The organism is [Haemophilus] ducreyi (assembly GCF_900109315.1).
Classification (GTDB): domain Bacteria; phylum Pseudomonadota; class Gammaproteobacteria; order Enterobacterales; family Pasteurellaceae; genus Haemophilus_B; species Haemophilus_B ducreyi.
Map to the genome: position 1 here is coordinate 174,847 of NZ_FOJC01000001.1, position 12,781 is coordinate 187,627.

At 36.4% G+C, this 12,781-nt stretch carries 10 protein-coding genes and 1 pseudogene; 7 read left to right on the forward strand and 4 right to left on the reverse strand.

What is annotated here, in order from left to right; genetic code table 11:
• Nucleotides 1-23: 23 nt before the first annotated feature.
• Together BMX01_RS00855 and grpE are read right to left on the reverse strand one after the other, a co-directional pair.
• The gene (locus BMX01_RS00855; protein ID WP_064081978.1) at nucleotides 24-476 is read right to left on the reverse strand and encodes a DUF441 domain-containing protein; all 453 of its coding nucleotides are present in this window, start codon (nucleotides 474-476) and stop codon (nucleotides 24-26) included.
• 111 nt (nucleotides 477-587) lie between these two features.
• Entirely contained in the window at nucleotides 588-1,184 is a 597-nt protein-coding gene (grpE, locus tag BMX01_RS00860) for a nucleotide exchange factor GrpE (protein ID WP_010944989.1), read from the reverse strand.
• 257 nt (nucleotides 1,185-1,441) lie between these two features.
• Between grpE and BMX01_RS00865 the strand changes: the two genes are divergently transcribed.
• The 3 genes and pseudogenes from BMX01_RS00865 (at nucleotide 1,442) to recB (ending at nucleotide 7,708) form a co-directional block, all read left to right on the forward strand.
• A complete protein-coding gene (locus tag BMX01_RS00865; RefSeq protein WP_064081977.1) occupies nucleotides 1,442-2,521 on the forward strand; it encodes an extracellular solute-binding protein in 1,080 nt (359 codons plus the stop codon).
• 143 nt (nucleotides 2,522-2,664) lie between these two features.
• Nucleotides 2,665-4,056, forward strand: a pseudogene (locus BMX01_RS00870) (MATE family efflux transporter).
• A gap of 52 nt (nucleotides 4,057-4,108) precedes the next feature.
• On the forward strand, nucleotides 4,109-7,708 hold the full coding sequence (gene recB / locus BMX01_RS00875) for an exodeoxyribonuclease V subunit beta (protein WP_064081976.1): 3,600 nt from the start codon (nucleotides 4,109-4,111) through the stop codon (nucleotides 7,706-7,708).
• Nucleotides 7,709-7,783: 75 nt separating this feature from the next.
• On the opposite strand, the gene BMX01_RS00880 is transcribed toward recB, so the two are convergent.
• Entirely contained in the window at nucleotides 7,784-8,341 is a 558-nt protein-coding gene (locus BMX01_RS00880) for a methylated-DNA--[protein]-cysteine S-methyltransferase (protein ID WP_064081975.1), read from the reverse strand.
• Between the two features lie 63 nt (nucleotides 8,342-8,404).
• Nucleotides 8,405-9,739, reverse strand: a complete 1,335-nt coding sequence (locus tag BMX01_RS00885) for a porin (protein WP_064081974.1) — start codon at nucleotides 9,737-9,739, stop codon at nucleotides 8,405-8,407.
• A gap of 426 nt (nucleotides 9,740-10,165) precedes the next feature.
• Between BMX01_RS00885 and BMX01_RS00890 the strand changes: the two genes are divergently transcribed.
• The 4 genes from BMX01_RS00890 to iscA all read left to right on the forward strand — a co-directional run bounded on the left by BMX01_RS00890 (nucleotide 10,166) and on the right by iscA (nucleotide 12,780).
• Nucleotides 10,166-10,618, forward strand: coding sequence for an Rrf2 family transcriptional regulator (locus tag BMX01_RS00890; RefSeq protein ID WP_074647587.1), 453 nt, complete (start codon nucleotides 10,166-10,168; stop codon nucleotides 10,616-10,618).
• Between the two features lie 53 nt (nucleotides 10,619-10,671).
• Nucleotides 10,672-11,892 carry an IscS subfamily cysteine desulfurase gene (locus BMX01_RS00895; protein ID WP_074647590.1) on the forward strand — a complete coding sequence of 407 codons (1,221 nt, stop codon included), beginning with the start codon at nucleotides 10,672-10,674 and terminating at the stop codon, nucleotides 11,890-11,892.
• Between the two features lie 47 nt (nucleotides 11,893-11,939).
• A complete protein-coding gene (iscU, locus tag BMX01_RS00900; RefSeq protein WP_010944998.1) occupies nucleotides 11,940-12,323 on the forward strand; it encodes a Fe-S cluster assembly scaffold IscU in 384 nt (127 codons plus the stop codon).
• A 133-nt stretch (nucleotides 12,324-12,456) separates the two neighbouring features.
• Complete coding sequence (iscA, locus tag BMX01_RS00905; RefSeq protein WP_010944999.1) at nucleotides 12,457-12,780, forward strand: iron-sulfur cluster assembly protein IscA; 324 nt, start codon at nucleotides 12,457-12,459, stop codon at nucleotides 12,778-12,780.
• Nucleotide 12,781 lies beyond the last annotated feature (1 nt).

The window sequence follows — 12,781 nt, forward strand, 5'->3', positions numbered from 1 at the left end:
AAATGTTCATTTGACGTTGGCGGTTACAATTTGCCAACTAGTAACGACATAATGCCTGCGGCGATCAATGGCCCAACTGGTATTCCACCAAAAAAGGCAATGCCGATAATTGTGCCGATCAATAAGCCTGTAATGATTAATGGTTGAGTGGCCATTAAATTGATGCCTTGTCCGCCTAACCAAGCAACCAGTATGCCAATGCTAATTGCTAGCGCCATCTTCCAACTTAATATTTCGCTGAGATTCGGTAAGTTAATTTTTCCTGATACGATCGGGCTTAATACACCGATCGTTAGAATAATGATGCCAATAGTTAATCCATATTTTTCAAGCATAGGAATATATTTATTTAATGCTGTTTGTTGCATTAATAACAATAGAGTGGCGGAGATAGTAATGGAATTATTATTGCCTAATACACCTAATAAAATTAGCGCGACTAAGAAAAGGCCGATAGGATTGAATTGTAAGGACATTGTGATAACCAAGATTAACAAAACAAGCGGTTATTTTACGTCAGTTTTTGGCAAATAGGCACAAAAAACACACAAAATAGTCTTTGTGTGTTTTTATAAGATAAAAAATAATTATGCGGCTACCATTACCATTGCGGGCCGAATAACACGACCTTGTAAAGTGTAGCCTTTTTGTAATACTTGGCTTAGATGATTAGCTTCGATATTTTCAGCCGGTTGCATTGAAATAGCTTGATGCAATTCAGGGTTAAACACATCACCAATTTCACCTATTGCTTCAATACCAAATTTAGCCAATGTTGAAACGAATTCTTTATGTGTCATTTCAACACCATCAACTAACGCTTGCGTTTTTTCATCTGTAACAGCCGTATCTAATGCCACTAAGCCACGCTCTAAATTATCTACTACTGTTAATAGTTCTTTCGCAAATTTTTCTAAAGCAAATTTATGCGCTTTTTCTATATCTTGTTCGGTACGGCGACGGATATTTTGAATTTCTGCTTGCGCTCGAAGTTGAATATCTTGTTCGCGTTTATCCGCTTCAGCAATATAGGTTTCTAGTTCGTGAATTTTTGCATAACAACCGGCAAGTTCAGCCTCAATTGATGGCTCTTCAACTTGTGCTTCTGTAGTTTGGTCGATTTGTTCTTCTTGGCTTGCTACTTCTACATCTGCGGGTGTGGCTGTTTCTTTTTCAGTGGTCATATTAATCCTCTTGGTTTCAATTTATTAATTATTAATTATTAATGAAGAATCGCCATTAATATGGCGACAGATTTTGTGATTTCAAGGTTAAAATAGTGATGCTTATCAGATTATTAAAAAATAATCAGTAAAGTTTTTTATTTTGGCTAGAAAAGGCTTGCAAAATATAAGGAGTGGCTTAAAATTTGCCTTGCTTTTTAGGCCTTTAGGCAAGGCTATATTTTTTAATCATCTTTTCTTTAACGGAGAAAACCTAAATGAAAAAATTAGCGGGTTTATTTGCAGCAAGTTTAGTAACCGTTGCATTAACAGCGTGTAATGAAAACGACAAAACAGCTGATAGCAAAGTAACTAATGCTGCGAATCAAACAGTTCACCTTTATACTTGGACCGAATATGTGCCAGAAGGTTTGTTAGATGAGTTTACAAAACAAACCGGTATTAAAGTGGAGGTTTCTAGCCTTGAGTCTAATGAAACAATGTATGCTAAGTTAAAATTACAAGGTAAAGATGGTGGTTATGATGTAATTGCGCCGTCAAATTACTTTGTTTCTAAAATGGCAAAAGAAGGTATGCTATCCGAATTAGATCATAGTCAATTACCTGTTATTAAAGATTTAAATCCAGATTGGTTAAATAAATCATACGATCAAGGGAATAAATATTCATTACCACAATTATTAGGTGCGCCAGGTATAGCGTTTAATACGGCAGATTATCAAGGCGAACACTTTACTGCTTGGGCGGATTTATGGAAGGCAGAATTTGTTAACAAGGTGCAATTGTTAGATGATGCGCGTGAAGTGTTTAATATTGCGTTGTTAAAATTAGGTAAAAACCCGAATACGACTGATCCTGCGGAAATTAAAGAAGCATATGAAGAGTTGAAAAAATTACGTCCAAATGTATTGTCATTCAATTCAGATAATCCAGCTAATGCTTTTATTTCAGGTGAAGTTTCGGTCGGCCAATTATGGAATGGTTCAGTTCGTATTGCTAAGAAAGAACAAGCACCAATTGATATGGTCTTTCCAAAAGAAGGCCCAGTCCTTTGGGTTGATACTTTAGCGATCCCTGCTAACTCAAAAAATAAAGAGAATGCACATAAATTAATTAACTACTTATTAAGTGCACCAGTCGCAGAAAAATTGACGTTAGCTATTGGTTATCCAACTTCAAATATAGAAGCATTAAAAGTGTTACCAAAAGAAATTACGCAAGATCCTGCAATTTATCCAACGGCAGAAGATCTACAAAAATCTCAATGGCAAGATGATGTAGGTGATGCAATTGAATTATACGAAAAGTATTATCAAGAATTAAAAGCCGCTAAATAACCGCTTAAAGCACAAAACCCTCAGAAAGTGATTTCTGAGGGTTTTTTACTGCTTGTAATAAAGAAATATTTTGCAAATTTTTTCCAAATTAGCCCGCTTTCTCCGTATAATGCAATAAGTTACTCGATTTGAAAAAGGCAATTATGAATCTGCAATGGCAAAAATATCCAGAGAATGCAAGTAAGTTATTCAAACTAACAGTTCCTATCTTTATTTCCCAGTTATCAGCATCTGGAATGGGGCTTGCTGATATTGTAATGGCTGGTTTAGTCAGTGATGATGATGTGTCTGCCATAGCGGTGAGTAATTCTATTTATTTTCCACTTTTTTTATTTGTGCTCGGTGTATTAAATGCCATAACCCCCACGGTTTCTTATTTAAATGGCGCTAATCAACGAAATTTAATTGCTCACCAAATTCGACAAGGCTTTTGGTTAGTTTAGGCATTTGTAATTCCATTGATTGTGGTGTTTCTAAATAGTCATTGGATTTTAGATTATATGAATACACCCGCGGTATTTGCTCAAAAATCGCAAGATTATTTAGCCATTATGGCGATTGGAATAGTACCCGCTTTATTAACCGTAAACTTACGTTGTATGAACGATGGTTTAGCGAATCCCAAACCGGCTATGCGCATTACTTTTATTGGTTTATTGTGTAACATTCCACTCAATTATATTTTTATTTTTGGTAAATTTGGTGTGCCAGAAATGGGCGCCGTGGGGTGTGGCGTTGCGACCGCGATTGTTAATTGGTCGATGTTTTTGATGATGTTTCATTATTGCTATACGAATAAACCACAAAAAGACATTGGCTTATTTAACAAATGGTTTGAAATGCCAAGCGGTAAGACTTTGCTCAAAATTTGCAAATTAGGGCTACCTATTGGTTTTGCGACTTTTACTGAAGTGATGCTTTTTTCTACATCTGCCTTATTCCTTTCACCATTAGGTTCACAAGTGGTGGCGAGCCATCAAACAGCATTGCAAACGAGTTCAATGTTATTTATGGTGCCATTATCTTTTGGTATTGCTACGACGATTGTGCTAGGTAGAGTATTAGGACAAAAATTAGTTGAAGAAGCTAAAATTATTAGTTATCACGCCTTGATTACGGGCGTGATATTTGCAGTGATAGCGGCTATTTTAATTGTTTTATTCAATAATATCATTCCATTAGCCTTTACTCGTGATCCTGTGTCCATTGCAATCGCCTCGCATTTATTACTTTTTGCCGCAGTATATCAAATTCCCGATTCTTTACAGGTCGTGGCAAATGGAATCTTACGTGGTTACAAACATACTAAGCCTGTTTTATATGTCACCGTATTTTGTTATTGGGGAATAGGTATTCCATTTGGTTATGTTTTAGCGAGAACAGATTGGATTGTTCAACCAATGGCAGCCGCGGGTTTCTGGTTGATTTTCTGTGTCAGTTTAAGTTTAGCAAGCGGTCTATTAATTTACCAAATTCGCAAAATTCAAAAAATTCCAGCAGCCACATTAATTGCTAAATTAGAACGGATTAAATAGTGGCTAAGGTGATCTTTCGTTAACTTTAAATTATCTTAAACAGTAAATCATTATGAACAATCTTGATCCATTAGCATTGCCATTAAATGGTACCTCACTGATTGAAGCCTCTGCAGGAACAGGCAAAACGTTCACAATGGCAAATTTATATTTACGTTTATTGTTGGGCATTGGTTGTCAACCGTTAACGGTAGAAGAAATTTTAGTGGTTACTTTTACCAAAGCGGCAACCGAAGAATTGCGTGATCGTATTCGTCGTAATATTAAAGCCTGTCGAGAATTTTTTTGTGATTATGATCCTGACCAAATTGATCAAAATAAAGATAATTTCTATGGTCAGCTTTATGAGAAGGTTGATAATTTAGATGAAGCAAAATTACGGTTACGTATTGCAGAACGAGAAATTGATTTAGCCAGTATTTTCACTATTCATAGTTTCTGCCAAAAAATATTATCGCAGTTTGCGTTTGATTCTGGGATTCGATTTGATAATGATTGGCAGACAGATGAAAGCCATTTATTACAGCAGTTAAGTGAAGAGATGTGGCGAGAGCAATTTTACCCGCTCAGTTTGCAAGAATGCGAGCTCATTCATAGCGAATTAGAAGAACCATTAAAAGCACTTAAAATGGTTCAATCATTTATTGGGATTGAATTGCCGGCGTTATCTGCCGAACAAAAAAGAATATTTACGCCAGAGCTATCTACTCATTATCTAATTGAATATAAAAATTTTTTACAGCAAATCAAACAGTATTGGCAAATAAATAGTAACGAAATGGTTACTATTATTAATGCGGAATTAAAAAAAATATATAAAACAGGGGAGAAAAAAGCTTTAAATCGTACCTCTTATCAACTTCGTTATCTTGCAACATATCAATCAGAGCTTGATAATTGGGCTAATTCAATGGATCTTACTTTACCAAAAAATTTCGAGCGCTTTTGTCAAGATTTTATCGCAAGTAAAGCGCAAGAGGGATCAGTAACGACCCTATCACATCCGCATTTTCAGCAAAATCAACAATGGTTAAATATTTATCAACAAAAATATGCGGATAAAAAAAAGCCATTCTTGCTTTATCAATTTTTAGTGAGGCTACGGGCTAAACTGGCAGATTATAAAATAACGCATAGTGAAAAAAGTTTTAATGATATGTTAACTTTGCTGAATCAAGCGTTAAAAAGCGATAACGGCGATCAATTAGCGGCCAAAGTTCGTTGCCAATATCCTTTTGCGATGATTGATGAATTTCAAGACACGGATAAACAGCAATACGAAATTTTTAGCAAAATTTTTATGCAAGGAGAGCAAACCAACCGTGGTTTTATCATGATCGGTGATCCTAAGCAGTCTATTTATCAATTCCGTGGCGCTGATATTTTTACCTATTTAAATGCAGCCAATGAAGTGCAAGAAAAACGAACTTTGCCTAAAAATTGGCGATCGTTGCCGAGCATTGTTCAAGCTACTAATCGCTTGTTTTCTTTTCCGCCAGAATCACCACATTCGCCCTTTCTATATGATGAAATTGGTTTTCAACAAGCCATAGCTAAAGAAACGGATACTGAATTAAAGGGACTAGCACATTGCATTTTCTATTTACAGCCAAAGTTTGACTTTCAACGTGCAGCAGAACATTGTGCTTATCAAATTCAACAACAGTTAAAACAGATGGAAGCGGGCAAATTTGGTTTAAAATTTACAGATAACCCCGCTATTCAGCCATTCCAAGCAAAAGATATAGCCATTTTGGTTCGCAATAAAAAAGAGGCAAATTATGTTAAACAAGCATTAGCAAATTGTGGTATCCGTTCAGTGTATTTGTCAGAAGATCGCAGTGTTTATCAATCAGATATTGCACAAGATCTATTATGGTTACTATATGCTTGTCTAAATCCTTATCAACAATCAACATTATTAACCGTTGTGGGTTCAAGTTTATGGGGACTTTCTGCAACAGAAATTTATCAACTTAAACATAACGAAATCGCGTGGGATAATTTAGTTGAGCGTTTTGTTGATTATCAACACATTTGGCAACGGCAAGGTATTCTACCAATGTTGCATCAACTATTTTTGCGCGAAGGTTTGATTAAACGGCTTTATGCTAATCCGCAAACAAGCGATCGTAATTTAACTGATTTATTACATTTAGCCGAACTGTTACAAAATGCAATGTCGAGTTTGGAAAATGAATCAGCGTTAGTGCGTTGGTATGAACATCAATTAGCCGATGATAACAAAAATGAAGCGCATCAATTACGCTTAGAAAGTGAAAATCAGCTAGTACAAATTGTCACTATTCACAAAGCTAAGGGGTTGCAATATCCAATAGTTTGGTTGCCTTTTATCGGTGAAGAGCGTGGTTATAATCGTAAAAAAGATAAAAATCTTAAACTTTATCGAGACGCAACTAATCAAGAGTGTTGGCTATTTGGTCATGCAGATGAACAAACTAAAACGTTGCTTGAAAAAGGAGAGCATGCGGAAGACTTACGGTTATTATACGTCGCATTAACGCGAGCAGAATCACAACTGAACGTGATTTTACCACAACAGTTTACAGAAAATTGGAATGCGGTCCATTATTTATTGAGTGATGGAGAACTATTTTTAAATAAGCAATTTAATCCGAAGACCACAGTGGATTACTTAGACAACAAGCAATTTGGTGATTACATCAAGTTAGATGAAAAAGCGTTAGTCGATGACTGGCGGCCAACCGTCGCTAGCCAAACTGATCCAATAGTACGTACATTTGATGCTATTATTCGCAAAGAAGGGCAAATTACGAGTTTTACTGTGTTACATCATTACCACCAAGCAGGTTATGAAAAGCAATATCCTGCTAGAAATGTTTTAATTGATACAGCAGATTATGATAGTCAACAATTATTATCATCAGATCTCATGCTTGAACCAATTTCTGAAGCAAAACAAGCGTATTCAGTGTATAACTTTCCACACAGTGCGAAAGTTGGGACGATTTTACATTACTTTTTTGAAAAAGCGGATTTTCAGCAAGCGGTTGAATTAGCCCAAGTAGCGACTATTTGTGAGCAACTGAATATCGAAGAACAATGGCAAACTGTATTGCAACAATGGTTTACACGAGTATTTGCCACGCCTTTTGCTGAACAACAAATTGCTTTGCAAGATATTGGTTGCGATCAACGTTTGAATGAATGGGGCTTTTATTTACGGCTAACTAACGAACACGCCTTGAAAGAATTAAATGAGTTATTGCAAAAATATGGTTCAATTTCTAAAGATTTACCTGAGTTACAGTTACCACAATTAGCTGGGTATGTACGCGGTTCAGTTGACTGCTTAGCGAAAGTAAATGGTAAATTTTATGTGATTGATTATAAATCGAATTTCTTAGGTTCTTCAGCACAAGATTATAGCCAACAAAATTTGGTGAAAACAATCGGACAATATCGCTACGATTTACAATATCTACTTTATAGTTTAGCTGTGCATCGTTACTTAATATCACGCTTAGCTGAACACTATGACTATGAACGCGATTTTGGTGGCGCGGTGTATCTGTTCTTACGTGGTATGAATGGTACAGCCAATAGCGGAGTATTTTTCGATAAACCTAGCTTGACCTTAATAACAAAAATGGACGAATTATTTTGCTAATTAAATATTCATTCGTTTATAAAAAGCGGTTAACTTTAACTGATTATTTTTGATTGTATAGATCGCACTGTTGTTTTACGGACACCATTTCTTTTGCTTTGGATTGACAAACTCAGTGCCTTTATCCTTAAATTTAACCTCTTCTAACGTCAGTAAATAACGTTTAGCCGCTAGCCCTCCTCCAAAGCCGGTCAAACTATTATTTTTACCCAATACACGATGACAAGGCACCAAAATTGAGATTGGATTACGTCCCACGGCACCGCCAACCGCCCGCATTGCTTTTGGTTTTCCCAAACGTACTGCAATTTCACCATAGCTTGTTGTTTTTCCATATGGAATATGGTGTAATGCTTGCCAAACGGCCTGTTGAAAAGCCGTGCCTTGCGGTGCTAAGAAATCAAGTTGCGAAAAAGAGACCGCTTCACCGGCAAAATAGCGGTCTAAAAGATCACATGTTTTACCGAAAACGGCATACATAGGATCATTACTACTGATAGGTTGCCATTCTACTGTTTGGCGAGTGAGTTGCTCTTGTTCAAATTCAATACCAATTAGACCTTGTTGATTCGCAATTAATAATAGTTGTCCAACAGGTGAAGTATAGTATTGATAATAAATGTTTTTATTCATATTGATACGGATAATAAAAAGGCGTGTTATAAAACACGCCTAGTCTAACTTAGTTAGTTAAGATTAAAAACCATAACTTATACTCAAGCCGTAAAGATTGGCTCTTGCGGCAACTTCAAATGCACCTTTAACAAGTGTGCCTTCAGTAAATTGGTTCTTTTTACCGCGTAAATGTGCTAAACCAACATCAAAAGACACGTTCGGTGTAAAGCGATAAGTTGCACCGATTGAATACCAAGTACGTGTTGTATCTGGAATTGAGATCGAAGGATGTTTTACACTAGCATTTTTATCGTAAGCAAAACCAGTGCGCAAGGTTAAATCTTGAGCCACATCATAAGAAAAACCGATCGCATAACGTGAAGAATTGCTAAAGTTTTCAATTTTTTGGAATAATAATGTACCGTCATTAGCATAAGCGTCTAAACTTTTTAAGCGTTTCCATCCAGTGTATTTATAGCTATATTGCATTGCTAATTGATCGGTGAGTTTATGGAAGCCAGATAATTCCCAATAAGCGGGCAAATTAAGGGTTAAATTTCCTGGAATTGCTTTACCGCCAGTGGCTTGGCTAATTGGTAATTTGAGGGAAGAGTGCGCTTGTAAAAGCGGATTCAAGGCTTCCGGTAACTGATTAGAATATTGACCGCTAAATTTTACATCTACCGGTGCATGATATGCTACACCCCAACGGTGATTTTCATCCAGTTGATAAGCAAGACCAACATTCCAACCTAAGCTCCATTTTTTGCCTTTAATATGAGCAATACTAGTGTTTTCAGATAGGCTTGGTATGATATTTTGTGCTTGTGCTTCCTTGCCTGCCTCTATAAGGATTTGTTTGCCCGCACCTAAATAGCGGTTAATTTCTGCATCTGAATGGATAGCATTTAAGCCTAAGCCCAAGCTAATGCCATTACCTAAATTATAAGCACCGCTTAAATTAAAGTTTAATGCGGTTAGTTTAGTGCTACCACCGAACATTCCCCCATTAAATTTATCGTTATATTGTGATTTCAAGCCGTAATTAACGTTTAAACCACCGCCTAAACTAAATTGTGAATTAATAGGCGTAACAAAGTAAATATTAGGCACTATTGCATTCGGAATAATATCTTTGTGAGACGCATCAATTGAACCATTGATTTTACCTGACACATCTACATTCGCGTCCACTAAAATACCACCAACTGAAATTTGTGGGCGTTTGAATTCTGTCATTAATGCTGGGTTAGTTGCAACGACCGAAGCATTATCTGCTACCGCAGCGTTACCAGCATAAGCCATACCTAAACCAGAAGTTGAAATTTCAGCTAATTGGAAAGAAGCTGCTTGCGAATTAGTTCCGCTAACAGTAATTAAACAAGCTAACAGGGTTTTATTAAATGTACGATTCATTAGAGTATCCTTAATAAAGCAAAAATAAAATAGGGTATTTATTTGCTTAATGTATTTAAAGCGCAGAATTCTACGACTGCAACACTTTACAAGCAAGGCAATTAGTGTCAACAAGTTAGAGTTCAGACCAGTCAATGTTTGTTTCAGTCAATAAATTAAATCGCTTATTTATCGGTATTTTAAAAAAACAGACAAAAAATCCTATTTTTGCATAATGGTTATCGTTTGTTATTGTTTTAACGCGTTCTAAAATCATTTATAATTAACTACTTTTTAGCATTAAACTAATATCGTATTGTTTAATTTTTATCTCATCTATTTTATAAAACCTTTCAATTGAATAAGTGTAAAATGCTTGACTAAAATAGTCGGGTATATCAAAATTCACTCACTAAAGTAATTATTCCCTAACGTAAGGAACTTGTTATGAAATTAACGTCAAGAGGGCGTTATGCAGTTACTGCTATTTTAGATATCGCGTTACACGGAAAATCTTTACCGGTAAGTCTTGCCGATATTTCAGAACGTCAAGCTATTTCATTATCTTATTTAGAACAGTTATTTGCGCAATTACGCCGTGAGGGCATCGTGCATAGTGTGCGCGGGCCAGGTGGCGGTTATCAGTTAGGTAAATCGCCAGCAGAAATCAGTGTGGGAATGGTTATTTCGGCGGTAAATGAAAGTTTAGATGTCACAAAATGTAAAGGCAATGGCAATTGCAGTAAAAATTCACAATGTGTAACTCATCATTTGTGGGAACGATTAGAAGATCAAATAGGTGTATTTTTAAACACCATTACTTTAGCCGAATTAGCTGAAGAACATGCTGGACACGATTGTAATAAAGCGCATTGCTACGATCATTCGTATAAACACTAACGGCAATTTTTTATAAAAAGTAACCGCTTGGTTGCTTGTTTTCAGGAGTAACAATGAAATTACCAATTTATTTGGATTACGCTGCAACAACACCGATGGATGAACGGGTTGTGCAAAAAATGATGCAATATATGACTAAAGAGGGCATCTTTGGTAATCCTGCTTCACGTTCTCATAAATTTGGTTGGGAAGCTGAAGAAGCGGTTGATATCGCCCGTAATCATATTACTGATTTAATCGGTGCCGACTCGCGTGAAATTGTGTTTACCTCAGGTGCAACTGAGTCTGACAATTTAGCCATTAAAGGCGCGGCACACTTTTATCAAACGAAAGGTAAACATATCATCACGCTTAAGACTGAACATAAAGCTGTGCTAGATACTTGCCGTCAATTAGAACGCGAAGGGTTTGAGGTGACTTACTTAGAGCCTGAGTCAGATGGTTTGTTAGATTTAACTAAATTAGTTGAGGCGATCCGTCCAGATACGATTTTAATTTCAATTATGCATGTAAATAATGAAATTGGTGTAGTGCAAGATATTAAAGCGATTGGTGAGATTTGTCGTGCACGTAAAATTATTTTTCACGTAGATGCTACACAGTCAGTTGGCAAATTAGCGGTCAATGTACAAGAACTAAAAGTGGATTTAATGTCTTTTTCTAGCCATAAATTATATGGGCCAAAAGGTATTGGTGGTTTATATGTGTGTCGTAAACCGCGGATTAGGATTGAAGCCATTATTCACGGTGGCGGCCATGAGCGTGGTATGCGTTCTGGCACCTTACCAGTACATCAAATTGTTGGTATGGGGGAAGCCTATCGCATTGCCAAAGAAGAAATGGCAACAGAGATGCCACGTTTAAAAGCCTTGCGCGATCGTTTATATCACGGCTTTCAAGCAATTGAAGAAGTGTACGTGAATGGTTCAATGGAAGAAGGTAAGCGGGTTGATACTAATTTAAATATGAGTTTTAACTTTGTTGAGGGAGAATCGTTAATGATGGCGTTAAGAGATATTGCGGTATCTTCGGGGTCAGCTTGTACCTCAGCAAGTTTAGAGCCATCTTATGTATTACGTGCAATTGGCCGTAATGATGAATTAGCCCATAGCTCAATTCGTTTTTCATTAGGTCGTTGGACAACAGAAGAAGAAATTGATTACACCATTGAATTAGTGAAGAAATCGATTTTAAAGCTTCGAGAGCTTTCTCCATTATGGGAAATGTTTAAAGAAGGTATTGATTTAAGCAAAATTGAGTGGAATCACCATTAATTTAAATAAATTAACGTGACTCAACGTTTAATTAAGGGAAATAAAATATGGCGTATAGCGATAAAGTAATAGACCATTATGAGAACCCTCGTAATGTTGGCACCTTTGATAAAGAAGCTACTGATGTTGGAACTGGAATGGTAGGTGCACCAGCCTGTGGTGATATTTTACGGTTACAAATTAAAGTCAATGACGATGGCATTATTGAAGATGCACGTTTTAAAGCCTATGGCTGTGGTTCAGCAATTGCTTCTAGCTCACTGATTACCGAATGGGTAAAAGGAAAATCATTGGACGAAGCCGGTGCGATTAAGAATAGTGATATTGCAGAAGAGCTTGAATTACCCCCAGTGAAAGTACACTGTTCAATTCTTGCAGAAGATGCAATTAAAGCAGCAATTGCTGACTATAAAGAAAAGCAAGCTAAATAAGTTTTACTTATAATGGCACGGAAACTACGATAAGTGCTTGTTTTTCGCAAATTTTTTGCAAATTGGCTACGCTTGGTTTCCGTGTTTTATTTATTAGCGATTGTTTTCATTTAACAGATTAAAAGGATATTTTATGGCCATTACATTAACAGAGACTGCGGCGAATCGAGTCCGTACATTTTTAGAAAATCGAGGTAAAGGCATCGGTTTACGTTTAGGTGTAAAGACGTCAGGGTGCTCTGGATTGGCTTATGTTTTGGAATTTGTTGATGTATTAAATGAAGATGATCACGTGTTTGAACAGCACGGCATTAAAGTGATTGTCGATGAAAAAAGTTTAACTTATTTAGATGGAACAGAATTAGATTTTGTCAAAGAAGGCTTAAACGAAGGCTTTAAATATAGCAATCCGAATGTTAAAAATGAGTGCGGTTGTGGTGAAAGCTTTAGTGTTTAGG

Bases quoted from the DNA above. Each gene is read 5' to 3' on its own strand.
- BMX01_RS00855 (WP_064081978.1), bottom strand. From the start codon at position 476: ATGTCCTTACAATTCAATCCTATCGGCCTTTTCTTAGTCGCGCTAATT.
- grpE (WP_010944989.1), bottom strand. From the start codon at position 1,184: ATGACCACTGAAAAAGAAACAGCCACACCCGCAGATGTAGAAGTAGCA.
- BMX01_RS00865 (WP_064081977.1), top strand. From the start codon at position 1,442: ATGAAAAAATTAGCGGGTTTATTTGCAGCAAGTTTAGTAACCGTTGCA.
- recB (WP_064081976.1), top strand. From the start codon at position 4,109: ATGAACAATCTTGATCCATTAGCATTGCCATTAAATGGTACCTCACTG.
- BMX01_RS00880 (WP_064081975.1), bottom strand. From the start codon at position 8,341: ATGAATAAAAACATTTATTATCAATACTATACTTCACCTGTTGGACAA.
- BMX01_RS00885 (WP_064081974.1), bottom strand. From the start codon at position 9,739: ATGAATCGTACATTTAATAAAACCCTGTTAGCTTGTTTAATTACTGTT.
- BMX01_RS00890 (WP_074647587.1), top strand. From the start codon at position 10,166: ATGAAATTAACGTCAAGAGGGCGTTATGCAGTTACTGCTATTTTAGAT.
- BMX01_RS00895 (WP_074647590.1), top strand. From the start codon at position 10,672: ATGAAATTACCAATTTATTTGGATTACGCTGCAACAACACCGATGGAT.
- iscU (WP_010944998.1), top strand. From the start codon at position 11,940: ATGGCGTATAGCGATAAAGTAATAGACCATTATGAGAACCCTCGTAAT.
- iscA (WP_010944999.1), top strand. From the start codon at position 12,457: ATGGCCATTACATTAACAGAGACTGCGGCGAATCGAGTCCGTACATTT.